Source organism: Enterobacter cloacae complex sp. 2015409 (assembly GCF_041365315.1).
Classification (GTDB): domain Bacteria; phylum Pseudomonadota; class Gammaproteobacteria; order Enterobacterales; family Enterobacteriaceae; genus Enterobacter; species Enterobacter pseudoroggenkampii.
Map to the genome: position 1 here is coordinate 94,080 of NZ_JBFTVM010000007.1, position 26,043 is coordinate 120,122.

Sequence of the window (26,043 nt, forward strand, 5' to 3'; positions counted from 1 at the left end):
GTCGTTTTCTCTGCGGGGGAGTATAATTCCTCAAGTTAACTTGAGGTAAAGAGGTTTTATGGAAAAGAGATTGCCGCGAATTAAAGCGCTTTTAACCCCCGGCGAAGTGGCAAAGCGAAGCGGCGTTGCCGTGTCGGCGCTCCACTTCTATGAAAGCAAAGGGTTAATCAAGAGTATCCGTAACGGAGGAAACCAGCGCCGCTATACCCGCGATGTGCTCCGCTACGTAGCGATTATCAAAATTGCGCAACGAATCGGAATTCCCCTGGCCACGATCGGCGAGGCCTTTGGGGTGCTGCCGGAAGGGCACACGCTGAGCCCGAAAGAGTGGAAAGAGCTGTCATCCCAGTGGCGCGAAGAGCTGGACAGGCGTATCCATACGCTGGTCGCGCTGCGTGACGAACTGGATGGCTGCATTGGCTGCGGCTGCCTGTCGCGGAGCGATTGTCCGTTGCGTAACCCCGGGGACAAGCTGGGCGAGCAGGGGACGGGGGCACGGTTGCTGGAAGAGGACTGAGATTGCGCGGCAAAAAGCATATAAAGAACTAAAGCGCCACATAAGGGCGCTTTAGTTTTTCCCGGTCTTTGTCTTTCACTCTATCCCGCTGGTTCACGGGAGGGTTTCCCCCGACGTCAGCACCCCTCGTGTCGAGCTGGTTGGGGAGGTTCCGGATTGTGCTGACACTTTAATTCTATGCAAGGCCCGTTTTTTCGCCAGCGACGCTGACCGGTTTTTAGCCGAATTTTTTTCGCGGTGTTGTTCAATTTTCTATAGTTAAAAAGTATGAATAACAGGAGAAAGCCATGCTCACGGTACACCACCTAAACCAGTCGCGCTCGCACCGCGTAATCTGGGCGCTGGAAGAACTCGGTCTGCCTTATGAGATCGTTCACTATCAGCGCGAAAAGAACATGCTGGCACCTGAGGCGCTCAAAAAGGTGCATCCGTTGGGCAAATCACCGGTTATCGCAGATAACGGACTGATCCTCGCAGAGTCAGGCGCCATTCTGGAGTATCTGCAGGAGACGTACGATGCCGAGTCGCGGCTTAAGCCTTTAGATCCGGCGCATAAGGTGCAGTACCGCTTCTGGCTGCACTACGCGGAAGGATCGCTGATGCCGCTGCTGTTAATGAAGCTGGTCTTCAACAGCCTCGGTAAGCCGCCGGTGCCGTTTGGTATCAGAACTTTGGGCAAAGCGCTGGGGCAGGGGGTGCAGAAAGCGTACCTCAACCGTCAGCTGGAAACCCATGCGCGCTTTATTGAGTCGCACCTTGCCAAAAACAGCTGGTTTGCCGGGGATGCGCTCAGCATGGCCGATATTCAGATGAGCTTCCCGATCTTTGCCCTGCTGGCGCGCGGCGGTATCGCTAATCTGCCGCATATTCAGGCCTGGAAGACAAAAGTTGAGAGCAGCCCTGGCTGGCAAAGAACCCTGGAGCAAGGGGGGCCGTTATCTATCCCGGGCGAGGACTGAAATGTAAACAAATTGCGCATAGACGATAACGTTTGCGCATCCTCTGTTTATTTCTTCAGCATCATAAGTGAATTTTAGCGAAAAACGATAAAGTTCAGTTGAAAAGGGCGGGGATTACGCTAGATAATCGTTTGCCTTAATTTGACCACCCGTTTGTAAGCGCGGAGCTAAACGTTTGCTTTTTTTGTGACGCCCTTTCGTCGCAAACGCAACACAAGGATTTGACGTTTAGCTGGCAGCGGCGTCTCCACCTCGCTTACGGACTTCCTAAAAAACTCTCAGGGGATGTTTTCTATGTCTACGCCATCTGCGCGTACTGGCGGTTCACTTGACGCCATGTTTAAAATTTCGGCTCGCGGCAGCACCGTGCGCCAGGAGATCGTTGCTGGTTTGACAACGTTTCTGGCGATGGTTTACTCCGTCATCGTTGTGCCGGGCATGCTGGGCAAAGCGGGCTTCCCGCCAGCGGCTGTCTTTGTGGCAACCTGCCTTGTGGCCGGCGTAGGCTCCATCGTGATGGGCCTGTGGGCGAACCTGCCGCTGGCGATTGGTTGCGCCATCTCTCTGACCGCGTTTACCGCGTTCAGCCTGGTGCTGGGTCAGCACATCAGCGTACCGGTTGCGCTGGGTGCCGTGTTCCTGATGGGTGTCCTATTTACCGTGATTTCAGCGACCGGCATCCGTAGCTGGATTTTGCGCAACCTGCCGCAGGGCGTGGCGCACGGTACCGGTATCGGCATCGGCCTGTTCCTGCTGCTGATCGCCGCCAACGGCGTCGGTCTGGTCATCAAGAACCCGCTGGACGGTCTGCCGGTGGCGCTGGGCCACTTTGCCAGCTTCCCGGTGATTATGTCGCTGATCGGCCTGGCGGTGATTATCGGTCTGGAAAAACTGAAAGTGCCGGGCGGCATTCTGCTGACCATTATCGGCGTTTCCATTGTCGGCCTGATTTTCGATCCGAACGTCCATTTCTCCGGCATTTTCGCCATGCCGTCGCTGAGCGATGACAAAGGCAACTCCCTGATTGGCAGCCTGGATATCGTCGGTGCGCTGAACCCGGTGATCCTGCCAAGCGTGCTGGCGCTGGTGATGACCGCGGTGTTTGACGCGACCGGTACCATCCGCGCGGTGGCCGGTCAGGCGAACCTGCTGGATAAAGACGGTCAGATTATTGATGGCGGCAAAGCGCTGACCACTGACTCCCTGAGCAGCGTCTTCTCTGGCCTGGTGGGTGCGGCGCCTGCGGCGGTGTACATCGAATCCGCAGCGGGTACGGCGGCAGGCGGTAAAACCGGCCTGACGGCGATCACCGTCGGCGTGCTGTTCATGCTGATCCTGTTCCTCTCTCCGCTCTCCTATCTGGTTCCGGCGTATGCGACCGCGCCAGCGCTGATGTACGTTGGCCTGCTGATGCTGAGCAACGTGGCGAAAATCGACTTTGCAGATTTCGTGGACGCCATGTCTGGCCTGATTACCGCGGTCTTCATCGTGCTGACCTGTAACATCGTGACCGGCATTATGATCGGCTTCGCGTCGCTGGTGATTGGTCGTCTGGTCTCCGGTGAGTGGCGCAAGCTGAATATCGGCACCGTGATTATCGCCGTTGCGCTGGTGGCGTTCTACGCGGGCGGCTGGGCAATCTAAGTTGTCCTTTGATGCGAAAACGGGTGGCTCAGGCCGCCCGTTTTTATTTTCAGGACTCATCCTGTTGCCTTTTGCGTTACTCTGGGGAAGATAGAATAAAAGGCACGACGCCTTCCGGAGTACATAAGCAACACAGCAAACAGGGAACGCATGGAAATCTTCTTCACAATACTCATCATGACCCTTGTGGTCTCGCTATCCGGGGTGGTTACACGCGTACTGCCCTTTCAGGTCCCCCTGCCATTAATGCAAATTGCCATCGGCGCGCTGCTGGCGTGGCCGACGTTTGGCCTGCACGTGGAATTTGACCCCGAACTGTTCCTCGTGCTGTTTATCCCGCCACTGCTGTTTGCCGATGGCTGGAAAACGCCCACGCGCGAATTCCTTGAGCACGGGCGCGAGATCTTCGGCCTGGCGCTGGCGCTGGTGGTGGTCACCGTCGTCGGGATTGGTTTTCTGATCTACTGGGCGGTACCGGGCATTCCGTTAATACCGGCTTTTGCGCTGGCCGCCGTGCTGTCGCCAACCGATGCCGTGGCGCTGTCCGGCATTGTGGGTGAAGGCCGTATTCCGAAGAAAATCATGGGGATTTTACAGGGGGAGGCGCTGATGAACGACGCCTCCGGCCTGGTTGCCCTGAAGTTTGCCGTGGCCGTTGCGATGGGCACGATGGTCTTTACCGTCGGCGGCGCAACGCTGGAATTCTTCAAGGTAGCGATTGGCGGTATTCTCGCGGGCTTCGTGGTGAGCTGGCTGTACGGCCGCTCATTGCGCTTCCTCAGCCGCTGGGGCGGCGATGAACCCGCTACGCAGATCGTACTGCTGTTCCTGCTGCCGTTTGCCTCTTATCTGATTGCCGAACATATCGGCGTATCGGGCATTCTGGCGGCAGTGGCGGCAGGGATGACCATTACCCGCTCCGGCGTGATGCGCCGCGCGCCGCTGGCCATGCGTCTGCGTGCCAACAGCACCTGGGCCATGCTGGAGTTTGTCTTTAACGGCATGGTATTCCTGCTGTTGGGCCTGCAGCTGCCGGGCATTATGGAATCCTCGCTGGTGGCGGCCGAAGCCGACCCGAACGTTGAGGTCTGGATGCTGTTTACCGACATCGTGCTGATCTACCTGGCGCTGATGCTGGTACGTTTCGGCTGGCTGTGGACGATGAAAAACTTCAGCGTCCGCTTCCTGAAGAAAAAGCCGATGGAGTTTGGCTCGTGGACAACGCGTGAACTGCTGATTGCCTCTTTTGCGGGCGTACGCGGGGCGATCACCCTTGCCGGTGTCCTCTCCATTCCGCTGCTGCTGCCGACGGGCGACGTCTTCCCGGCGCGCTACGAGCTGGTCTTCCTGGCGGCGGGCGTCATTCTGTTCTCACTGTTTGTCGGCGTGATTATGCTGCCGATTTTACTCCAGCATATTGATGCCGGTGATTCGACCCAGCAGCATAAAGAGGAGCGTATTGCGCGGGCGGCTACCGCCGAAGTGGCGATTGTTGCTATCCAGAAAATGGAAGAACGCCTGGCCGCGGATGCGGAAGAGAACATCGATAACCAGCTGCTGACGGAAGTGAGTTCCCGCGTGATTGGTAACCTGCGCCGTCGCGCGGACGGGCGTAACGACGTGGAAAGCTCGCTGCAGGAGGAGAACCTTGAGCGTCGGTTCCGTCTGGCGGCGCTGCGCTCCGAGCGTGCCGAGCTGTATCACCTGCGCGCCACGCGCCAGATCAGCAACGAGACGCTGCAAAAGCTGCTGCACGATCTGGACCTGCTGGAAGCGCTGTTGATAGAGAATCAGTAGCGCTGTTTTGCCGGGTGGCGGCTTCGCCTTACCCGGCATACGGTTCGAACGTAGGCCCGGTAAGCGCAGCGCCACCGGGCACTATTCAGACCGCACCCAAAAACCCTCACAACACTGCAGCCACGCCTGCGCGCTCTGCGACAAATAGACCCCTTCACGCCAGATCATCCCCAGCTGCCAGTGCAGGTCGCTCTCCAGCGGGATCCAGCGCAGCGTGTTTTTATCCAGACGCTCGCAAATCGGCTGCGGCAGAATGGCAATCCCCACGCCGGCCTGCACCATCGCCGCCAGGAAATCCCACTGCCCGCTGCGTACCGCAATGCGTGGCTTCACGTTATGCTGGTTAAACAGCGTCATCAGCTGGCGGCTGAGGGCGAAGTCTTCGTTGTAGATCAGCAGAGGGTGCTCGCCGAGCAGTTCAGGCTTCACCGACTCCCTCTTCAGCCAGTCGCCGGAGCGGGGCACCAGTACGCACAGCGGGTGGCTAAAGAGCGGAAGCGTCGCCAGGCCGCTCTCTTCCTCAACGGGGAGGGCGGTCATTGCTACGTCGAGCTCGCCGTTGGTGACGGCCTGCTGGACGGTTAACCCACCAAACTCCGAAATCTTCAGCTCTACGCCGGGATAACGCTGGCGAAACAGGCTGATCGGCCCGGCCATCATCATGCCGACCATCGGGGGAATGCCGAGGCGAAGCACCCCTTTGGTCAAATGGTTTATATCGTCCAGCTCCGCTTCCAGCTGGCGGAACTCCGCCAGAATCGCCAGCCCGCGTTCGAACACCACGCGTCCGGTGTCGGTCAGCAGCAGCTTGCGCCCGTCGCGGATCAGCAGGGTACAGTTCAGTTCATCTTCGAGGTTTTTCAGCATCTTGCTGATAGTGGGTTGGGTGACAAACAACTTCTCCGCTGCGCGGGTAAAACTTTGCTGACGAACCACTTCGACAAAATAGCGCAGCGTTCTTATGTCCATGATTATTCCTCGAAACTATACCTTTGATGATTTTAATTCATTTCAGTCCACACCGTGCGCTCACTATACTGGCGCCTCGTCTCATTTTTGAGGAAAACCCCCATGGCCGTGGCGTTAAGCCGTGTTACGCCTGCCGTTGTACAACGACTCCAGGTCCCGGTTCAGGTACTGCTCTACGCGGGACTGTTTGTTTTTGCCGAATATCTTGTCGGTTGGCTCCACCTGCCGCTGCCTGCCAACCTGGTGGGGATGCTGCTGATGCTGACGCTTATTCTGTGTCGCGTGATCCCCCTTAACTGGGTGCGCGCCGGGGCGCGCTGGCTGCTTGCGGAGATGCTGCTGTTCTTTGTCCCCGCCGTGGTGGCGGTGGTGAACTATGCGCAGCTGCTGATGGTGGACGGCTGGCGAATCTTTGCGGTGATCGCGCTGAGTACGTTGATGGTGCTGGGGGCGACCGCCTGGGTGGTGGATAAAGTCTACCGCTTTGAAATCAGCAGGCACAAACATGACTAACTTTCAGATCAGCGTCTTGTGCTTGATTGCGACGCTCGGGATCTACTTTGCCAACAAGCGACTGTATCGTCGTTTTCACGCCCTGCCGCTGATGCCGCTGGTCTTCACGCCGATCCTGCTGGTGCTGATGCTGGTCTTTGGCCACATTTCCTGGCAGAACTACATTGGCGAATCCCACTGGCTGCTGTGGCTGCTCGGCCCGGCGACCATCGCCTTTGCCGTGCCCGTTTACGACAACCTGGCGATTATCAAACGCCACTGGATGTCGCTCAGCGCAGGGGTGATCACCGCCACGGTGGTCGCGGTCTGTAGCTCCGTCTGGCTGGCGAGACTGTTTACGCTGCCCGATGAAATTCAGCGCAGCCTGGCCGTGCGCTCGGTGACCACGCCGTTTGCGCTGGCGGCGGCAAAACCGCTCGGCGGGCAGCCGGACCTGGTGGCGCTGTTTGTGGTGGTGACGGGCGTCTTTGGGATGGCGGTGGGCGATATGCTCTTTCTGCGGCTTTCCATTCGCGAAGGCATGGCGAAAGGGGCAGGGTTCGGCGCGGCGTCGCACGGCGCGGGCACGGCACGTTCGTATGAGCTGGGCCAGCAGGAGGGCGTTGTCGCGAGCCTGGTGATGATGCTGTCGGGCGTGGTGATGGTGCTGGTTGCACCGCTGGTGGCGTGGGTGATGTTTTAAGCTCCCCGGCCAGAATGGCCGGGGAGAAAGGCTTAGTGCGCGCGGCCCTGCTCGACGCCGAGACCGGTTTGTGAACGAATAAACTGGGCGCGGAATTTTTCGCGCTCCAGATTACCCTCCGGCGAATTGTCGGTGGCCGAGAAGAACCAGATGCCGATAAACGCCACGGCAATGGAGAACAGTGCCGGGTATTCATACGGGAAGATGGCGCTTGCGTGACCGAGGATCTGCACCCAGATCGTCGGGCCCAGAATCATCAGGATCACCGCCGTCAGCAGCCCCAGCCAGCCGCCAATCATCGCGCCACGGGTGGTCAGTTTCGACCAGTACATGGAGAGCAGGATGATCGGGAAGTTACAGCTTGCCGCAATGGAGAAGGCCAGCCCCACCATAAAGGCGATGTTTTGCTTCTCGAACAGAATGCCTAACAGAATCGCCACCACGCCCAGCACCAGCACGGTGATTTTGGAGACCTTCAGCTCATCGCGCTCGCTCGCGCCTTTGCGGAAGACGTTGGCGTAGAGGTCATGCGAGACCGCCGACGCCCCGGCCAGCGTCAGACCCGCAACCACCGCAAGAATGGTGGCGAAAGCCACGGCAGAGATAAAGCCGAGGAACAGGTTACCGCCCACCGCGTCCGCCAGGTGCACCGCCGCCATGTTGTTACCGCCAATCAGCGCGCCTGCGGCATCTTTAAATGCCGGGTTCGCCCCCACCAGCATGATCGCGCCAAAGCCGATGATAAAGGTCAGAATATAGAAGTAACCCATGAAGCCGGTGGCGTAGAAGACGCTCTTGCGCGCTTCACGCGCGTCGCTCACGGTGAAGAAGCGCATCAGAATATGCGGCAGACCCGCGGTACCGAACATCAGTCCGAGACCCAGTGAAAGCGCCGATATCGGGTCTTTCACCAGCCCGCCCGGGCTCATGATTGCTTCCCCTTTCGGGTGGACCGCCATGGCTTCGGTAAACAGGTTATTGAAGCTGAACCCGACGTGCTTCATCACCATAAAGGCCATAAAGCTGGCGCCGAACAGCAGCAGCACGGCTTTGATGATCTGCACCCAGGTCGTCGCCAGCATGCCGCCGAACAGCACGTACATCACCATCAGTACGCCAACCAGCACCACCGCGATATGGTAGTTCAGGCCGAACAGCAGTTGGATCAATTTACCCGCGCCCACCATCTGCGCAATCAGGTACAGCGCCACTACCACCAGCGAGCCGCAGGCGGAGAGGGTGCGAATCGGCCCCTGTTTCAGGCGATACGAGGCCACGTCGGCGAAGGTATAGCGGCCCAGGTTGCGCAGGCGCTCGGCAATCAGGAACAGGATGATCGGCCAGCCGACGAGGAAGCCGAGAGAGTAAATCAGGCCGTCATAGCCGGAGGTGTAGACCAGCGCAGAGATGCCAAGGAAGGAGGCGGCGGACATAAAGTCACCCGCAATCGCCAGCCCGTTCTGGAAGCCGGTAATGTTGCCGCCTGCGGTGTAGTAATCGTTACGGGAGCGCACGCGTTTCGACGCCCAGTAAGTGATATACAGCGTCAGCACAACGAAAATCAGGAACATCACAATCGCCTGCCAGTTGGTCGGCTGGCGCTGTACCTCGCCGGTAATGGCATCCGCCGCGTGGGCGGCAAAGGGAAGTGTGGCGGCGAGCGCCGTCAGAACTCGCTTCATGATGCTTTTACCTCTTGCAGTACCGCTTTATTAAGACGATCGAATTCACCGTTCGCGCGCCAGACGTAGACGCCGGTCAGCAAGAATGAAATCACAATCACGCCAATGCCAATCGGAATGCCGCGCGTCACGCTGGTCCCCTCGTGCAACGGGGTGCCCAGCCAGTGTGGGGCAAAGGCGATCAGCAAAATAAAGCCGACATAGATAATCAGCATGATGATGGAAAGGATGAAGGCAAACCGTTGCCGCTTATCGACGAGCTCCCTGTAGTGCGCACTATTCTCTATCTGCTGACAAATATCGTTATTCATCACAGAGTTCTCCAGAGGTAAGGTTGGTTTGTTTTATCCCCTCTCCCCTATGGGGAGAGGGTGAGGGTAGGAAGGTGCGGTCTGATGCCCTCACCCCGGCCCTCTCCCACGGGGAGAGGGAGAAAAGATTACGAGGGCATTGCGATGGCCTGCTTCTCTTCGAGCAGTTTTTCCACCACGCCAGGATCCGCGAGCGTTGAGGTATCACCGAGGTTGCTGGTGTCCCCTGCCGCGATTTTGCGCAAGATACGACGCATAATTTTGCCGGAGCGGGTTTTCGGCAGCGAATCGGTCCAGTGCAGCACGTCCGGCGTTGCCAGCGGGCCAATCTCTTTACGCACCCAGTTGCGCACCTCAGCGTAGAGCTCTGGCGACGGCTCTTCCCCGTGGTTCAGGGTGACATAGGCGTAAATCGCCTGGCCTTTGATGTTGTGCGGAATACCGACAACGGCGGCTTCGGCAATCTTCGGATGCGACACCAGCGCCGATTCAATCTCTGCGGTGCCCAGACGGTGGCCGGAGACGTTAAGCACGTCGTCCACGCGCCCGGTTATCCAGTAATAGCCATCTTCGTCACGACGCGCGCCGTCGCCGCTGAAGTACATGTTTTTAAAGGTCGAGAAGTAAGTCTGCTCGAAGCGATCGTGATCGCCGAACAGGGTACGCGCCTGACCCGGCCAGGAGTCTGTGATCACCAGGTTGCCTTCGGTGGCGCCTTCCAGCGGGTTGCCTTCATTATCCACCAGCGCAGGCTGCACGCCGAAGAACGGACGGGTCGCGGAACCGGCCTTCAGCTGCGTGGCACCCGGCATCGGGGTGATCATAAAGCCGCCGGTTTCGGTCTGCCACCAGGTGTCCATCACCGGGCATTTCTCGTTGCCGATTTTCTTCCAGTACCACTCCCAGGCTTCCGGATTAATGGGCTCGCCCACGGAACCGAGGATGCGCAATGAAGAGCGGTCGGTGCCTTCGATGGCTTTGTCGCCTTCCGCCATTAATGCGCGGATCGCCGTTGGCGCGGTGTAGAGAATATTGACCTGGTGCTTATCGACCACCTGGCACATACGCGCCGGGGTCGGCCAGTTGGGTACGCCCTCAAACATCAGCGTTGTTGCGCCACAGGCCAGCGGGCCGTACAGCAGGTAGCTGTGTCCGGTGACCCAGCCCACGTCGGCGGTACACCAGTAGATGTCGCCCGGATGGTAGTCGAAGACGTATTTGAAGGTGGTGGCCGCATAGACCAGATAGCCGCCGGTGGTGTGCAGTACGCCTTTTGGCTTACCGGTGGAGCCGGAGGTATAAAGAATGAACAGCGGATCTTCTGCGTTCATCTCTTCCGGCTGATGCTGGTCGCTCGCTTTTTCAATCAGGTCGCTCCACCACAGGTCGCGACCTTCGTTCCAGTCGATCTTGCCGCCGGTACGCTTAAGGACGATGACGTTGCTGACCGTTTTGACGTTCGGGTTTTTCAACGCTTCGTCGACGTTTTTCTTCAGAGGGATACCGCGTCCGGCGCGCACGCCTTCATCGGCGGTGATCACCAGTTTTGAACTTGAATCGACAATACGACCCGCAACCGCCTCTGGCGAGAACCCGCCAAAAATCACTGAGTGAATCGCACCGATGCGCGCGCAGGCCAGCATGGCCACCGCCGCTTCCGGCACCATCGGCATATAGATAGCGACCACGTCGCCTTTTTGAATGCCTTTTTCCAGCAGAACGTTGGCGAAGCGGCATACGTCACGGTGCAGTTCTTTATAGGTAATATGTTTGCTCTGCGAGGCATCATCGCCTTCCCAGATAATCGCCGTCTCATTCCCGCGCTCGGCAAGGTGACGATCAAGGCAGTTCGCCGCCAGGTTCAGGGTGCCATCTTCATACCATTTAATGGAGACATTGCCGGGCGCAAAGGAGGTGTTCTTCACCTTCTGATAAGGTTTGATCCAGTCAAGGATATGGCCCTGCTCACCCCAGAAGGTGTCCGGGGCGGTGATAGATTGCTGATATTTCTCGTGGTACTGCTCCGGGGTGATCAGGCAACGGTCCGCAATATTTGCGGGAATGTCATGTTTGTGGATTTGGCTCATGGCTTTTTTTCTCCTTGTAAGATGTTAATAATATGTCGCAAAAACGTTAATTGTAGGGGCTTTACAAGCTTTGTTTAGTATTTGGGCTACAGATCACGCATTGTTTGAAGAGTATGAAAAATGAGCGAATGAAACTTTGAAGGAAAATAATTTATGCTGACGATTATTCACATTTATGTTTAAAAAAGCGTTTTTATAACAAAAGGTTATTTATAAGAAGTAGAACAAACTCCCGTCATCGTCGCTTTTGTGAGTGAAACGCGTCGTTCTTTAAGGCTTGCGCAACAGGTCGCGCAAATGATACTCATACGCCGCGTTAAAAAATCCCATAAACCAACGCAACACAATTCATACCCTTTCAGTATGTCTCCATATTCATGCAGTTTGCGTGAATAAGGCGCTCATTGAGGAAGTCAGTTTCTATGAAAAACGTTAAAGTCAGCCTTGCCTGGCAGATCTTAATCGCCCTTGTGCTGGGCATCTTGCTGGGCAGTTACCTTCACTATCACAGCGACAGCCGCGAATGGCTGATTGCGAACCTGCTCTCTCCGGCAGGGGATATCTTTATTCATCTGATCAAGATGATTGTGGTACCGATTGTGATCTCGACGCTGGTGGTCGGTATTGCGGGCGTCGGCGATGCGAAGCAGTTAGGTCGTATTGGTGCGAAAACCATTATCTATTTCGAAGTGATCACTACGGTGGCGATCATTCTCGGTATCACCCTGGCGAACGTGTTCCAGCCGGGTTCCGGGATTGATATGTCGCAGCTGGCTACGGTGGATATTTCGAAATACCAAAGTACGACCGCTGACGTGCAGAGCCACGCGCACGGCCTGATGGGCACTATCCTGTCGCTGGTGCCGACCAACATCGTGGCGTCGATGGCGAAGGGCGAGATGCTGCCGATTATCTTCTTCTCGGTGCTGTTTGGTCTGGGGCTCTCTTCTCTGCCGGCGACGCACCGTGAGCCGCTGGTCACCGTGTTCCGCTCTATCTCCGAAACCATGTTTAAAGTGACCCACATGGTGATGCGCTACGCGCCGGTAGGGGTGTTTGCGCTTATCGCCGTCACCGTGGCGAACTTCGGTTTTGCCTCCCTGTGGCCGCTGGCGAAGCTGGTGATCCTGGTGCACTTCGCCATCCTGTTCTTCGCGCTGGTGGTGCTGGGGATCGTGGCACGTCTGTGCGGGCTGAGCATCTGGATCCTGATTCGTATCCTGAAAGATGAGCTGATTCTGGCCTACTCCACGGCAAGCTCTGAGAGCGTGCTGCCGCGTATTATTGAGAAGATGGAAGCCTACGGCGCGCCAGCGTCGATCACCAGCTTCGTGGTGCCGACCGGTTACTCCTTTAACCTGGATGGTTCGACGCTGTACCAGAGTATCGCCGCTATCTTTATTGCGCAGCTGTACGGCATTGACCTGTCGCTGTGGCAGGAGATCGTACTGGTTCTGACGCTGATGGTGACGTCCAAAGGTATTGCTGGCGTTCCGGGCGTTTCGTTCGTGGTGCTGCTGGCAACGCTGGGCAGCGTTGGTATTCCGCTCGAAGGTCTGGCATTTATCGCCGGTGTGGACCGTATCCTCGACATGGCGCGTACGGCGCTGAACGTGGTGGGCAATGCCCTGGCGGTGCTGGTTATCGCCAAGTGGGAGCACAAATTCGACCGCAAAAAAGCGCTGGCATATGAACGCGAAGTGCTGGGTCGTTTTGATAAGACGGCTGACCAGTAACATCCTAAGCCCGGTGGCGCTGCGCTTACCGGGCCTACGGGTTTTGTAGGCCGGGTAAGGCGAAGGCGCCACCCGGCACTTTACTCCCCGCTTAACGCATCAAACTCTTCGCATCCCGTATCAAACCCTTCAGTGCAGCTCAGGTTCAACCAGTACAGTGCTTTCTGCTTATTTGGCGTGATAAAGCCTTTCTCGCCCTGCCTGAACAACATCCCCGCCCAGTACTCGGCGTAGCCGGTACGCGAAAGGGCTGAACTTCGCTTGAACCACGAGGCGGCCTGCACGTCATCCTGCGCTACCTCGACGCCGTTGGCATAAATCAGCCCCAGCAACAGCTGCGCATCGACCGCAGAGTCGCTGTCGATATCTTCGGTTGCCGTTTGCAGCAGTTTAATGGCCTGGGGATAGTCAGTTTTACCGGCCTGAGTGTTGACCAGCACGCGTGCCAGCATGATCGCGCCGCGTTTGCTGCCAGCAATGTTTGCCTGTTGGGCCAGGGCTTTGGCCTGTGCGTAATCGCCCTGCGTAAAAAGGATTTGCGACAACAGAGCCATGGCGTCGACATCGCCGCCTTTTGCGGCTTTCTCTGCCCACAGCGCGGCCTGCTTGCTGTCGCCGGAGCTGAAGTACGTATCAGCAAGATAATACTGGGCACGCGCATCACCGGCTTCCGCCTGCTTCTGATACTGGCTGCCTATCTCATCCGCGCGGGCGAAGGACGTTAAAAACACTAACAACAGAAAAATGGATTTCATGGATTCTTATCATCTGGGTACACGCCGCGCAGTATAATCGCGGGCGCAAAAGAAAAAAATGGGTGCATTAAGACCTCAGCATCCTACAAGCCGGGCGGAACCGTTGTTCCGCCCATAGAGGTTAGCCTGCGACGCAGGCTAATTTCGCCGCCACCTCCTGATGTTAACTCTTTATTGTGAGCTCGCAGAGCTTCCCGCGAGTAATAAAGGTAAATATCACTATCGTCAGGCAGATAATAAAGACGATGCCTAACGCAGTTTTTAATGGCGTCATGCCTTTTACTCCTTGTCAAAAAAAGAATAAGAGGCTACTCTCAACCTGTTGGGAGTTGAGGGAGTAGCCTCGGGTAAATGAAAATTTCCCGGGGCTTTCTACTTTCTGTCCCTCAACAATGCTCAAGACAGAAAGTCTTAAGCACCCGCCGCACATCTTATCCCTCTGAATTAAAATGCAAAGATGTAATTCTTTTTCGCGAAAATTACATTATTTCTGCGAGCCGCTTTCCAGAATAATAATTGATATTATTGATAAGCCAACCGGAAATAAAAAGGGAGTGAATATTTCACTCCCTTTATTCATCGATGAATTAACGGCTTCAACCCATTGCGCTTTCGCGCAGCCGGGCTTTCAGCTTGTTATATTCGTCGATCACATACTGTTCCGCGGCGTGCTGATCTGCAATCGGCTCAACGTTGACGGCGCAGTATTTATACTCCGGCGTTTTGGTTATCGGGCTTAAGTTCTCCGTTACCAGCTCGTTACAGGCACCAATCCACCACTGATAGGTCATATAGACCGCCCCTTTGTTTGGACGGTCGCTGACCTGCGCTCGGGTGATGATCCGCCCTTTGCGCGAGTTCACCCACACCAGTGCTTCATCCTCAATGCCGAGGCGCTTCGCGTCGGCAGTATTGATTTGCGCGTAGCCCGGTTCGTCCGCCAGCGCCGCCAGCGCGGCGCAGTTGCCGGTCATCGAACGACAGGAGTAGTGGCCCACCTCACGTACGGTGGAGAGCACCATTGGATACTCATCGGTGAGTTTATCAATGGGCGCGACCCAGTCGCAGGTGAAGAATTGCGCCAGCCCGTTCGGGGTGTCGAATTTCTCCTTAAAGAGATAGGACGTGCCTTGATCGGCCTCCGACTCATCGCGGCACGGCCACTGGATATACCCCAGCTCACCCATTTTTTCATAGGTTGCCCCGTAGAAGTCCGGACACAGACTGCGCAACTCGTCCCAGATCTCCTGAGTGTTGTTGTAGTGCATCGGGTAGCCCATGCGGGTGGCGATTTCGCTGATGATCTGCCAGTCGGTTTTCAGGTCCCACTTCGGCTCGACCGCCTTAAAGAAGCGCTGGAAGCCGCGGTCTGCCGCCGTGTAGACGCCTTCATGCTCGCCCCAGGAGGTCGACGGTAAAATCACATCCGCCGCCGCCGCGGTTTTGGTCATGAAGATATCCTGGACAATCACCAGCTCCAGATCCTCAAACCCTTTGCGCACCGCCGAGAGCTCGGCGTCGGTCTGGAGAGGATCTTCACCCATGATGTAGGCCGCACGCACTTCGCCATGCGCCGCGCGGTGCGGCAGCTCGCTGATGCGGTACCCGGTGTGTTCCGGCAGGCTTTCCACGCCCCAGGCCTTCGCGAATTTGGCGCGGTTCTCCGGGAATTTCACGTATTGATAGCCAGGATAAGTATCCGGCAGCGCGCCCATATCGCAGGCGCCCTGGACGTTATTCTGACCGCGCACCGGGTTCACACCAACGTGGGCTTTACCCAGATTACCGGTCAGCATCGCGAGGCTGGTCAGAGAGCGCACGGTCTCCACACCCTGGTAGAACTGGGTCACGCCCATACCCCAGAGGATGGCGGCGGTTTTCGCCCCGGCATACATTCGTGCCGCCTGGCGGATCGCCTGCGCGCTGACGCCGGTGATCGCTTCCACCGACTCCGGCGTATAGCCTTCGACTATTTTCTTGTACTCTTCAAAGCCTTCCGTACGGGTCGCGACAAACGCCTGGTCGTACAGGTTCTCCTCAATGATGACGTGCCCCATTGCGTTCAGCAGCGCGATGTTCGAGCCGTTTTTCAACGCGATGTGCATATCCGCAATGCGCGCTGTTTCAATTTTGCGCGGATCGCAGACGATGATTTTCGCCCCATTCTGCTTAGCGCGAATAACGTGGTTCGCGACGATAGGGTGAGAATCCGCCGGGTTATAACCAAAGATGAAGACGAGATCGGTATTATCTATCTCGTTGATGGCATTGCTCATTGCGCCGTTACCGACCGACTGGTGCAGACCTGCAACCGATGGGCCGTGTCAGACGCGAGCGCAGCAGTCGACGTTATTGGTTCCAATAACGGCGCGCGCGAATTTTTGCATCACATAGTTGGTTTCATTTCCCGTCCCGCGGGAAGAGCCGGTGGTCTGAATCGCATCCGGGCCATACTTGGCCTTGATGGCGCTCAGGCGCGTGGCGACGTAATCCAGCGCCTCGTTCCAGGAGACGGCTTCCAGCTTGCCGCCGCGCTCGCGGCGGATCATAGGGTTTTTCAGGCGCGGGGTGAGGATTTGGGTATCGTTTATAAAATCCCAGCCGTAGTAACCTTTCAGGCATAGCGTGCCCTGGTTGGTTTTCCCCTGTGCGGCCTCTGCCCGGACGATTTTGCCGTTATCGATCACCAGGTGGATCTTGCAACCTGAGGCACAATAAGGGCAAACCGTGACGACTTTTTTCATCAGTCAGCTCCAGTTAATCGAATCATTCGCACCCACTATGCAGCTTCTATGCCATGTTTTTCGTATGGGTATACCCTGACTTTACGGCCCCTTCGCGGTGAAAACCCTGACAAAAAACAGCCAATCGTCAAAATTGACGTGTCGACAAGGCAGCGGATGTGACATGGGTTGAATTTCCGTCACTGAAAAAACCATTTGACTGGAGCCGACGGCAGAATGGTTCAGACTTAACATAATCCCCTGACGGAAGCATACGATGAAACCGGCGATTCTGGTGGTTGATGACGATACGGCAGTCTGCGAACTGCTTCAGGACGTGCTGAGCGAGCACGTCTTCAGCGTGCTTGTCTGCCATAACGGCCAGGATGCACTGCGGCAGGTGCAGCAGGAGCCGAATATCGCGCTTGTGCTGCTGGACATGATGCTGCCGGATATCAACGGTCTGCAGGTTCTGCTGCAGCTGCAAAAGCAGCGACCGGCGCTACCGGTCGTGATGTTAACCGGGCTGGGGAGTGAGTCAGACGTGGTGGTGGGGCTGGAGATGGGGGCCGACGATTATATTGGCAAACCGTTCAACCCGCGCGTGGTGGTCGCCCGTGTTAAGGCGGTATTGCGCCGTACCGGCGTGCTTGCTGCGGAATCCCCCGCAGCGCCCGTCGCGGGCATTGCGTTTAACGGATGGACGCTCGATACCACCCGATGTGAGCTGAGCGATCCCCAGCGTAATCCCGTCCCGTTAACCCAGGGCGAGTACGGCCTGCTGCTGGCGCTCACGCAAAATGCCCGTCGGGTGCTGAGCCGTGACCGGCTTCTTGAGCTGACTCACAGCGAAAGCGCCGACGTGTTCGACCGCACGATCGACGTGTTGATCATGCGCCTGCGACGGAAAATCGAGGCTAACCCCCATCAGCCTGCACTCATTAAAACCATCCGTGGGTTGGGCTATGTGTTTGCTACCGACGTTTCCCATAGCGAGAAAGCGGCCTAAGTATTCTCTTTGATAAACAGCTGCAGCTCGGCCAGCGTTTTCGCGCCGTCAATCGCGTTGGCGGCCAGCAGGCTTGCCCGCGCGCAGGCGTGCGCCAGATAAATGCTCTCCGTGAGCGGCAGCGATTCATGGCAACCGTATAAAAATCCGGCGCAAAAAGCATCGCCCGCGCCAACGCTGCCGATAATCTCTTTCTGCTCAAGTAACCATGATGGGATCCAGCGACCTTGCTCACCCGGCGCTTCACCCCATGCGCCTTCGGGGCAGTGGATAACCACCCGCTGGCGAACGCCTGCCGCCAGCAGCTGTGCGGCGGCTTCAGAAATATGGGCTATATTCAGCGCATCGCTGCCGTCTCGCATCTCCAGCCCGCTAAACTCCCCGGCTTCCAGCTCGTTAATCACCAGATAATCCAGATGGCGCAGGGCAGGGAGCACCAGCGGCTGGTAGCGCGGGTCGCCCTTGCGGGACACCAGATCGAGCGAGGTTTCATACCCCTGGTCGTGCATCTGCGCCAGCAGCCGCGCGCTGCGGGTGCCAAATTCGTCATCGGGCATATCCAGGCTGTCGAGCAGCAGCAGGTAGCCGAGATGGAAGATCTTCATCGATCCGTCTAAGCGATCGAAGGCGGCAAGATCCAGCAGGCGGTTGGCGCCCGGCGAGTGGAAAAAGGTGCGTTGTCCGCTGGGATCGGTCATCACCTGCGACATGGAGGTCGGTGCGAAGGTGGTGCGCTGTACGCGCTGGCGATTGACATGGTACTGGTCGAGCATCGCCAGAATGTAATCCCCGTCGCCGTCTTCGCCAATCAGCCCCACCGCCTGCAGCGGCAGGCCAACGTGCATTTTCGCCAGCGTCAGCAGGACGTTGAGCGGCGCGCCGCCGGTTGAGCGTTCGCTGTGGGTGATTTCCGCCAGCCAGCCGCGCTCCGGCCACTGCACGATCTGGTGGACGTGGTCCACCAGCATATTGCCTGCGGCGATGATGCCCTTACGTTCCATTATGCCTGCCCCGCGCTGCCGAAGATGCGCATCTGTTCGGCGACCGTATCGGTTATCGCCTCTTCTATCCCCAGCAGCAGCTCGGCAAATTCATCATACAGCGGCTGGCGCTTCGCCATGCGCTGCTCAACGGCAGCGAGCGCGGCCTGCGACATGCCGGTATAGAAATTGATTTTATGAATGCCCAGCTCAATCGCGCGACGGAAGTCGGCATCGCTAATCCCGGAGCCGCCGTGTAAAACCAGCGGCAGCCCCGTCTGCTGGCGAATGGCGTCCAGACGGGGGAAATCGAGTTTCGGCTCGCCCTTGTATTTGCCGTGCGCGTTGCCGATAGCAACCGCCAGCGCGTCAATGCCGGTTGAATCGACAAATTCGCGCGCCAGCTGCGGGTCGGTAAAGAAAGCTTCATCCGCATGCCCGTACAGCGCGCCGCCTTCATCGCCCCCGACCGCGCCCAGCTCCGCCTCCACCGAGACGCCGACCGCGTGGCACATCTTCACCACTTCCCGCGTCTGGCGAATGTTTTCCTCGTAGCTCAGCGTAGAGCCGTCGAACATCACCGAGCTGAACCCTAAGCGCAGGGCGCGCACCACGGCGTCAAAATGCAGGCCGTGATCGAGGTTGAGCACCACGGGAATAGCGTGGCGAGCGGCTTCGAACTTAACCGCTTCGACAAGCGAATCCAGCGACACGTACTTAAAGTGCACTTCGGCGATGTTGATGATAAACGGCGAGCGCTCCTGCTTTGCGGCGGCGAACAGCGCGCGCAGGAAGTGGGAGTCGAGCACGTTAAACGCGCCCAGCGCGTAGCGGTGTTGTCTGGCGTGCGCAAGACCGTCGGCAAGAGAAATCAATGGCATCATTCACCCCTTATATCCGAAACAGGTTGTACTCGTTGCACAGCACCAGCAGCGCCGGTTCGTCTTCTTCGATGTTGTTATAGCGGGCAACGGGTTGCAAAAAGTGGTTGTCGTGCTCGTCGTCATTGACCGAGGACACTTCCCCGACCAGCACGTCGCCGAAGCCGCGTTCGCCCCAGAAGCTGTGATAAAGACCGGGCGTCAGGCAGATGCTTTCCCCTGGCGTGAGGCGCAGCTGGCTGCCGGGGGCGTGGGTCTGACGGCAGCCGTCGACGGTGACCGTCACGTCGGTGTTTTCCGTCTCTTCATGTGCACCGGCATTCCACAATTCTACAATCAGGTTCCCGCCACCCCGGTTGATGATGTCTTCTCGCTTACGCCAGTGAAAATGCATCGGCGTCACCTGGCCGTCGCGCACGTGCATGATTTTTTCGGCATAGCCTTTTTCATACGGCACCCCGTTGGGCGAGCCGTTGCGCAGGGTGAACAGCGTCAGGCCCTGTGCGGCAAAGTTATTGCCGCCGAACGCCGTCACGTCCCAGCCGAGCTTGAGGTCGAACACTTCCCGCCACGCGGCCTGGTCAAGCTGCTGCCATTTTGTTGGCGGAAAGCTGGCAAACGGCGGGAGATGAACGTCGTGCATGGAAAAGAACTGCCGCGTGTGGCCGAGAATTTCATTGATGTCGGAGCGTTTCATGGTACTCCTTGAATTTTATGCCACCCCCTCACCCCGACCCTCTCCCTCAAGGGAGAGGGGGAATAAGTTCCCTCTCCCGGTGGGAGAGGGTTAGGGTGAGGGCATCAGGCCGCAGCGAGGTTATTTAACCGTCCACCCCTTATACGTGCCGACGTTCTTTTTATCGATCATCGTCACCGGGATCAGCACGGGCGCTTTCGGCGCAGGTTTGCCCTGGAGAATGTCATAGCCGATCTCCACCGCTTTTGCCGCCATCACCTGCGGATCCTGCGCCGGGGTTGCCACAAACAGCGAGTTTTCACGCTTCAGCGCTTCCTCACCGTCCGGGGAACCATCCACGCCGACGATAAAGAACTCATTGCGCTGCGCCTGCTTCGCGGCCAGATCGGCGCCGATCGCCGTCGGATCGTTAATCGCAAACACGCCGTCGATCTTCGGATTGGCCGCCAGCAGGGAGGTCATGACTTCCAGACCGCCTTCACGACTGCCTTTGGCGTTCTGGTTATCCGAGAGCACCTTGATATCCGGATGTTTTTTGAACTCCGTCTGGCAACCTTCCACGCGGTTTTGCACCGCAGAGACCGGTGGTCCGTTGATGATCACCACGTTGCCTTTGCCTTTCAGGCGGTCGGTAATGTACTTACAGGCCATTTCGCCCGCCTGGGTGTTATCGGAGGTGATGGTGGCATCAGCCCCTTCCGCCGCCACGTCAACCGCCACGACCACGATCCCGGCGTCCTTCGCGCGCTTCACCGCTGGGCCGATCCCTTTGGAGTCCGCGGCGTTGAGGATGATCATGTCTACCTTCGCGGCAATAAAGTTGTCGATCTGAGCCACCTGCTGGCCCAGATCGTACCCGCTGGAGACCAGCGTCACCTTGACGTTATCCCCCGCCAGCTTGCGCGCTTCCAGCTCGGCACCTTTGGTGATCTGCACGAAGAACGGGTTGGCCAGGTCGCCCACCGTCACGCCAATGGATTTCAGATCTTTTGCCTGCGCAAACGGCGTTGCGGCAAGCAGCGCGCCAGCACAGAGCGCGGTCACTAACGGTTTCAAACGCATATGGTTTTCCTCGAAGCTGTAGGGTGTTGTTGTTATGCACTTTGATGGTGTCGGGTACGGTATTTGTCGATCAGCACCGCTATGATGATCACCGCCCCTTTGATCACCAGCTGCCAGAAGTAGGAGACGCCCATCAGCGTCATGCCGTTGTTAAGGGTGGCGATGATCAGCGCGCCGACCAGCGTGCCGGTGATCGTGCCGATCCCGCCGACGAAGCTGGTACCGCCGAGGATCACCGCCGCAATCGCATCCAGCTCGTAGCCTGTGCCGAGGTTACCGTTGGCGCTGTAGAGGCGCGAGGCGCTCATGACGCCGCCGAGGCCGGAGAGCAGGCCGCTCATGCCGTAGACAAACAGCAGCACCAGCCAGACCTTAATGCCCGTTAAGCGCGCCGCCTGCATGTTGCCGCCCACCGCGTAGATGTGTACGCCGAGCGTGGTGCGGCGCAGGATGAACCAGCAGATAGCGATGACCGCGAGGGCGATCACCACCAGCCACGGAATCGGGCCGAGATAGTTATTACCGATCCACTCAAAGTTGATGTTGGAGTTAATGACCGTCGTGCCGTCGGCCAGCAGATACGCCGCACCGCGCAGTGCCGTATAGGTGCCGAGCGTCACGATGAAGGGCGGCAGTCCGGCGAAGGCCACCAGCGCGCCGTTGAACAGGCCCAGCACCATGCCGAGCATCAGCGCGGCCGGAATGGAGAGCATGGCAAATTCAGGGATAAGCGAGACCACCATCGCCGCTACCGCCGTAGTGCCCAAAATCGAGCCCACGGAGAGGTCAATCCCGCCGGTTAAAATGATGAAGGTCATTCCCGCCGCCAGCACGATGTTGATCGACGCCTGACGGGTAATGTTGAGCAGGTTACTCTCGGTAAAGAAGTTCGGGGCAATAAAGCCAAATACCGCCACAATCAGGATCAGAATCGGCAAAATACCGACCGTTTGCATCAGATCGCTCATCAGCATTTTTTTTGCGGAGGCGGATTTCGCCACCTGCTGCGGACTGGTTGAATGTTTCATGGTTACACCGCCTGATGATGAGTGTCGTTCACGCCGGTTGCCAGCGTCATGATGTTTTCCTGAGAGATGTCGCGCCCGTGGAGCTCGCCCGCAATGCTGCCTTCACGCATCACGTACACCCTGTCGCTCATCCCCACCACTTCCGGCAGCTCGCTGGAGATCATCAAAATCGCCACCCCTTTGCGCGCCATCTGGTTCATGATGCGGTAGATCTCGCTTTTCGCGCCGACGTCCACGCCGCGGGTGGGTTCGTCCAGAATCAGAATGCGCGGACCGATGGCCACCCAGCGGGAGATCAGCAGCTTTTGCTGGTTGCCGCCCGAGAGCCCGCCCGCGCGCACCTGCGAATGCGGCACGCGGATGTTGAGCAGGGCAATGGCATCATCGGAAATCGACTGGGCTTTTTTACGGTTTAGCATGCCGAAGGTGGCGTCGCGTTCCAGCGTCGCCATGGTGATGTTCTCCTGCGCCGCCAGCTCCAGAAACAACCCCTGCTCCTTGCGGTTTTCGGTGAGAAAACCGATGCCGTTTTCGATGGCCGCGCGCGGGGAGTGGATCACCACCGGCTCTCCGTCGACCTCAATCATGCCGCCGGTGGCTTTACGTACGCCGAAGATAAGCTGCGCCAGCTCGGAGCGTCCGGCCCCGACCAACCCGGCCAGCCCGACGATTTCGCCGGAACGCACCTGCAGGCTGCAGGGCTGTACTTTTTTACCGTCGGTGAGGTGGTGCACGTTGAGGCGCGGGCTGCCGAGGGGAATGTCACGCTCCTTGTTGAACAGGTCGCTTAGCGGGCGGCCCACCATCATGCGCACCAGCTCAGAGGCATTCAGCTTGTCGCGCGTCAGGCTGCCGACGTACTGCCCGTCGCGCAGAACGCTGACGCGGTCAGAGAGTTCATACACTTCCGCCATGCGGTGGCTGATATAGATGATTGCCATTCCTTCATCGCGCAGGCGTAAAATCAGTTCAAACAGGCGATGCGTTTCCCGCGAGGAGAGGGCGGCGGTGGGTTCATCCATCACCAGAATGCGGCTGTTGCGGTGCAGCGCGCGGGCAATTTCCACCTGCTGCTGCTCGGCGATGGTCAGCTTCATCACCAGATCGGTGGCGCTGAACTGCGCCCCGAGGCGGTCAATCACCGCCTGCGCCTGGGCAGCCATCTCTTTGCGTTGCACCATCCCGCCGCGCGACAGCTCGCTGCCGAGGAAGATGTTTTCGGCAACGGTCAGATTGGGCGCGAGCTGCATCTCCTGATAAATCAGGGTGATGCCTGCGGCCAGCGCATCTTTCGGCCCTTTAATGTGAAACGGCTGGCCGTCGATCAGGATCTCGCCGCTGGTGGCGGTATAGGCTCCGGCGAGGATTTTCATCAGCGTACTTTTTCCCGCGCCGTTTTCCCCCATCAGCGCGTGGATCTCACCGGGGAAAACCGTCAAATCCACACCCTTGAGCGCGTGGAAACTGCCAAACGTTTTGGCAATGCTGCGCATCTCTAATACCGGGGTTCTGCTCATGGCGGATCTCCTGTGAATGCCGATTTCTGCACTTCATCACAGGTGCGTAAATGCAAAATGTCAGAAGCTGTTCATATTTGTCATAGTTATGAATAGCTAATGTGGATCACAGTTACGGAGTCAACATGTCTTCACGCCCCCCGTTTTTCGCCAGCGCCCGCGGTCGCCTGCTGATATTTAATCTGCTGGTGGTCGCCGTGACGCTGATGGTGAGCGGCGTGGCGGTGCTTGGCTTTCGTCACGCCAGTCAAATCCAGGAGCAGGTTCAGCAGCAAACGCTGGATGACATGACCGGCAGCATGAACCTGGCCCGTGATACCGCCAACGTGGCGACGGCGGCGGTGCGGCTCTCGCAGGTCGTCGGGGCGCTGGAGTACAAAGGCGAAGCCGAGCGCCTGAAGCAGACGCAAATGGCGCTGCGCCGCTCGCTGGAACAGCTTGCCGATGCGCCGCTGGCGCAGCAGGAGCCGGCGCTGGTGGCGCGCATTATTCAGCGAAGCAATGAATTACAGCAGAGCGTGACGGAGATGCTTGAGCGCGGGCAGCGACGCCATCTGGAGCGTAACGCGCTGCTGAGTTCGCTATATCAAAGCCAGAGCTACCTGCGTCATCTGCAGGACATCAACCGCCGCTATGGCAGCAATGTTCCGGATGCGCAGCAGCTGATGGAGATGGATCGGCTGATCGCTGCTGCCATCGACACCCCTTCGCCGCGCGCGACCGTTCATCAACTGGACGCAGTGGCCGCAACGTTGCCCCGAAATGCCGTACAGCCGGTCGTGAAGGAGGTTCTGCCTGATTTTAATGCCGAGCTAGGCAAACTCGCCCCGCTATCGAAGCAGCTGGAAGAGAGCGATCTGGCGATAAGCTGGTATATGTTCCACATCAAGGCGCTGGTGGCGATCCTCAACAGCGACATCAATCAGTACGTCGGGCAGGTGGCGCAGGCCTCCCGGCTTCGTACTGACCAGAGTCATCACGAGCTGCAATCCATCAGCGTGTTTATCAGCATCTTCGCCATCCTGGCGCTGATCATCACCGGGTGCGCCTGCTGGTATATCTACCGCAATCTGGCCTCTAACCTGACGGCCATTTCCCGGGCGATGTCGCGCCTTGCTCACGGCGAACAGGATGTTTCCGTTCCCGCCCTCCAGCGGCGCGATGAGCTGGGTGAACTGGCGCGCGCGTTTAACGTTTTTGCCCGCAATACCGCCTCGCTTGAGCACACCACGCGTCTGCTGAAAGAAAAAACCACGCAGATGGAGATCGACCGCGTCGAGCGTCAGGGGCTGGAAGAGGCGCTGCTGCACAGCCAGAAGATGAAGGCGGTCGGACAGCTGACCGGCGGGCTGGCGCATGATTTTAACAACCTGCTGGCGGTGATCATCGGCAGCCTTGAGCTCACCGACCCCGAATCAAAAGATGCGCCGCGCATTACCCGGGCGCTGAAGGCGGCCGAGCGTGGCGCCTTACTGACCCAGCGCCTGCTGGCGTTTTCCCGCAAGCAATCCCTGACGCCACATGCGGTAGAGATGCTGCCGCTGCTGGAGAACCTTCGGGAACTGATGCGCCACTCCTTGCCCGCGACCCTGACCCTGGAGATTGAAGCGCAATCGCCGGCCTGGCCCGCGTGGATAGACGTCAGCCAGCTGGAAAACGCCATCATCAACCTGGTGATGAACGCCCGCGATGCGATGGAGGGGCAAAGCGGGGTGATTAAAATTCGCACCTGGAATCAGCGCGTCACCCGCAGCGACGGTCGCAGGCAGGATATGGTAGCGCTGGAGGTCATTGACCGCGGCAGCGGCATGTCGCAGGAGGTGAAATCCCGGGTCTTTGAACCGTTCTTCACCACCAAGCAGACCGGAAGCGGGAGCGGGTTAGGCCTGTCGATGGTCTATGGCTTTGTGCGCCAGTCCGGTGGGCGCGTGGAGATTGAAAGCGCGCCGGGGCAGGGGACGACCGTCCGGCTTCATCTCCCGCGATCTGTGCTGCCCGCCGCTGCAGATGATGAAGCGCTGTCAGCCACCGCCTCCGTCGAGAGCGAGCGCCTGGTTCTGGTGCTGGAGGATGAAGCGGATGTCCGTCAGACCCTGTGCGAGCAGCTGCATCATCTTGGCTACCTGACGCTTGAAGCGGACAACGGCGAGCAGGCGCTGAGCATGCTGGCGGCATCACCGGATATTGGCATGTTTATCAGCGACCTGATGTTGCCCGGCAGCCTCAGCGGAGCCGAGGTGATAAACCATGTGCGTAGTCATTATCCGCAGCTTCCGGTACTGCTGATCAGCGGCCAGGATTTACGACCCACGCATAACCCTCAGCTGCCGGACGTTCCGTTACTGCGTAAGCCGTTTACGCGGGTGCAGCTGGCGCAGGCGCTGCGGAAGGTCTGTTTATAAGAAGTGATATTTAGGAATTCATCAAGAGCGTGAGTAAACCGGGTGATGCTAACCTGCGCAAAATTTGGCAGATTGGGATATAAAGGGAACTA

21 protein-coding genes and 1 pseudogene are annotated in these 26,043 nt (G+C 58.0%); 9 read left to right on the forward strand and 13 right to left on the reverse strand.

What is annotated here, in order from left to right; all coding sequences use genetic code 11:
- The first annotated feature begins 58 nt into the window (after positions 1–58).
- The 4 genes from soxR to ACDO57_RS21400 all read left to right on the forward strand — a co-directional run bounded on the left by soxR (position 59) and on the right by ACDO57_RS21400 (position 4,917).
- Positions 59–517, forward strand: coding sequence for a redox-sensitive transcriptional activator SoxR (gene soxR / locus ACDO57_RS21385; protein ID WP_008503388.1), 459 nt, complete (start codon positions 59–61; stop codon positions 515–517).
- Positions 518–804: 287 nt separating this feature from the next.
- The gene (locus tag ACDO57_RS21390) at positions 805–1,476 is read left to right on the forward strand and encodes a glutathione S-transferase family protein (protein WP_370884570.1); all 672 of its coding nucleotides are present in this window, start codon (positions 805–807) and stop codon (positions 1,474–1,476) included.
- A gap of 294 nt (positions 1,477–1,770) precedes the next feature.
- A complete protein-coding gene (gene ghxP, locus ACDO57_RS21395; protein WP_032650612.1) occupies positions 1,771–3,120 on the forward strand; it encodes a guanine/hypoxanthine transporter GhxP in 1,350 nt (449 codons plus the stop codon).
- 150 nt (positions 3,121–3,270) lie between these two features.
- Complete coding sequence (locus ACDO57_RS21400; RefSeq protein ID WP_024906728.1) at positions 3,271–4,917, forward strand: Na+/H+ antiporter; 1,647 nt, start codon at positions 3,271–3,273, stop codon at positions 4,915–4,917.
- Positions 4,918–4,998: 81 nt separating this feature from the next.
- Here ACDO57_RS21400 and ACDO57_RS21405 read toward each other — a convergent pair whose 3' ends face one another.
- The gene (locus ACDO57_RS21405; RefSeq protein WP_024906729.1) at positions 4,999–5,886 is read right to left on the reverse strand and encodes a LysR family transcriptional regulator; all 888 of its coding nucleotides are present in this window, start codon (positions 5,884–5,886) and stop codon (positions 4,999–5,001) included.
- Positions 5,887–5,988: 102 nt separating this feature from the next.
- Between ACDO57_RS21405 and ACDO57_RS21410 the strand changes: the two genes are divergently transcribed.
- Both ACDO57_RS21410 and ACDO57_RS21415 read left to right on the forward strand, forming a co-directional pair.
- Positions 5,989–6,399, forward strand: coding sequence for a CidA/LrgA family protein (locus ACDO57_RS21410; protein WP_021242769.1), 411 nt, complete (start codon positions 5,989–5,991; stop codon positions 6,397–6,399).
- Entirely contained in the window at positions 6,392–7,081 is a 690-nt protein-coding gene (locus ACDO57_RS21415) for an LrgB family protein (RefSeq protein ID WP_024906731.1), read from the forward strand. The genes ACDO57_RS21410 and ACDO57_RS21415 overlap by 8 nt, the downstream gene beginning before the upstream one ends.
- A 32-nt stretch (positions 7,082–7,113) precedes the next feature.
- Here ACDO57_RS21415 and actP read toward each other — a convergent pair whose 3' ends face one another.
- The 3 genes from actP to acs all read right to left on the reverse strand — a co-directional run bounded on the left by actP (position 7,114) and on the right by acs (position 11,161).
- Complete coding sequence (actP, locus tag ACDO57_RS21420) at positions 7,114–8,763, reverse strand: cation/acetate symporter ActP (RefSeq protein ID WP_024906732.1); 1,650 nt, start codon at positions 8,761–8,763, stop codon at positions 7,114–7,116.
- Positions 8,760–9,074 carry a DUF485 domain-containing protein gene (locus tag ACDO57_RS21425; protein ID WP_024906733.1) on the reverse strand — a complete coding sequence of 105 codons (315 nt, stop codon included), beginning with the start codon at positions 9,072–9,074 and terminating at the stop codon, positions 8,760–8,762. Before ACDO57_RS21425 ends, actP begins: the two co-directional genes overlap by 4 nt.
- A gap of 128 nt (positions 9,075–9,202) precedes the next feature.
- Complete coding sequence (gene acs, locus ACDO57_RS21430) at positions 9,203–11,161, reverse strand: acetate--CoA ligase (RefSeq protein ID WP_032650613.1); 1,959 nt, start codon at positions 11,159–11,161, stop codon at positions 9,203–9,205.
- A gap of 422 nt (positions 11,162–11,583) precedes the next feature.
- On the opposite strand from acs, the gene gltP reads away from it, so the two are divergent.
- Positions 11,584–12,897 (forward strand): glutamate/aspartate:proton symporter GltP, encoded by a 1,314-nt coding sequence (gltP, locus tag ACDO57_RS21435; protein ID WP_024906735.1) that lies wholly within the window; start codon positions 11,584–11,586, stop codon positions 12,895–12,897.
- A gap of 80 nt (positions 12,898–12,977) precedes the next feature.
- Here the strand turns inward: gltP and ACDO57_RS21440 are convergent, their stop codons facing one another.
- The 3 genes and pseudogenes from ACDO57_RS21440 to fdhF all read right to left on the reverse strand — a co-directional run bounded on the left by ACDO57_RS21440 (position 12,978) and on the right by fdhF (position 16,396).
- Positions 12,978–13,652 (reverse strand): tetratricopeptide repeat protein, encoded by a 675-nt coding sequence (locus ACDO57_RS21440; protein ID WP_090420745.1) that lies wholly within the window; start codon positions 13,650–13,652, stop codon positions 12,978–12,980.
- Between the two features lie 166 nt (positions 13,653–13,818).
- Positions 13,819–13,926: pseudogene (locus ACDO57_RS21445) on the reverse strand (Hok/Gef family protein); the annotation flags it as partial.
- Between the two features lie 322 nt (positions 13,927–14,248).
- Complete coding sequence (gene fdhF / locus ACDO57_RS21450; RefSeq protein ID WP_370884571.1) at positions 14,249–16,396, reverse strand: formate dehydrogenase subunit alpha; 2,148 nt, start codon at positions 16,394–16,396, stop codon at positions 14,249–14,251.
- A gap of 256 nt (positions 16,397–16,652) precedes the next feature.
- On the opposite strand from fdhF, the gene ACDO57_RS21455 reads away from it, so the two are divergent.
- The gene (locus ACDO57_RS21455) at positions 16,653–17,384 is read left to right on the forward strand and encodes a response regulator (RefSeq protein ID WP_148769107.1); all 732 of its coding nucleotides are present in this window, start codon (positions 16,653–16,655) and stop codon (positions 17,382–17,384) included.
- Here ACDO57_RS21455 and ACDO57_RS21460 read toward each other — a convergent pair.
- From ACDO57_RS21460 to ACDO57_RS21485, 6 genes are all read right to left on the reverse strand, one after another.
- On the reverse strand, positions 17,381–18,385 hold the full coding sequence (locus ACDO57_RS21460) for a carbohydrate kinase family protein (RefSeq protein ID WP_370884572.1): 1,005 nt from the start codon (positions 18,383–18,385) through the stop codon (positions 17,381–17,383). The genes ACDO57_RS21455 and ACDO57_RS21460 overlap by 4 nt on opposite strands.
- Positions 18,385–19,245, reverse strand: coding sequence for a ketose 1,6-bisphosphate aldolase (locus ACDO57_RS21465; protein WP_048990310.1), 861 nt, complete (start codon positions 19,243–19,245; stop codon positions 18,385–18,387). Before ACDO57_RS21465 ends, ACDO57_RS21460 begins: the two co-directional genes overlap by 1 nt.
- 10 nt (positions 19,246–19,255) lie before the next feature.
- Entirely contained in the window at positions 19,256–19,942 is a 687-nt protein-coding gene (locus tag ACDO57_RS21470) for a D-lyxose/D-mannose family sugar isomerase (protein WP_148769105.1), read from the reverse strand.
- A gap of 120 nt (positions 19,943–20,062) precedes the next feature.
- The gene (locus ACDO57_RS21475) at positions 20,063–21,004 is read right to left on the reverse strand and encodes an ABC transporter substrate-binding protein (RefSeq protein ID WP_021242935.1); all 942 of its coding nucleotides are present in this window, start codon (positions 21,002–21,004) and stop codon (positions 20,063–20,065) included.
- Positions 21,005–21,036: 32 nt separating this feature from the next.
- A complete protein-coding gene (locus tag ACDO57_RS21480; RefSeq protein ID WP_370884573.1) occupies positions 21,037–22,032 on the reverse strand; it encodes a ribose ABC transporter permease in 996 nt (331 codons plus the stop codon).
- A gap of 2 nt (positions 22,033–22,034) precedes the next feature.
- Positions 22,035–23,549, reverse strand: a complete 1,515-nt coding sequence (locus tag ACDO57_RS21485; protein WP_023334199.1) for a sugar ABC transporter ATP-binding protein — start codon at positions 23,547–23,549, stop codon at positions 22,035–22,037.
- A gap of 125 nt (positions 23,550–23,674) precedes the next feature.
- Here ACDO57_RS21485 and ACDO57_RS21490 point away from each other — a divergent pair, with 125 nt between their 5' ends.
- Complete coding sequence (locus tag ACDO57_RS21490) at positions 23,675–25,951, forward strand: ATP-binding protein (protein ID WP_370884574.1); 2,277 nt, start codon at positions 23,675–23,677, stop codon at positions 25,949–25,951.
- Positions 25,952–26,043 lie beyond the last annotated feature (92 nt).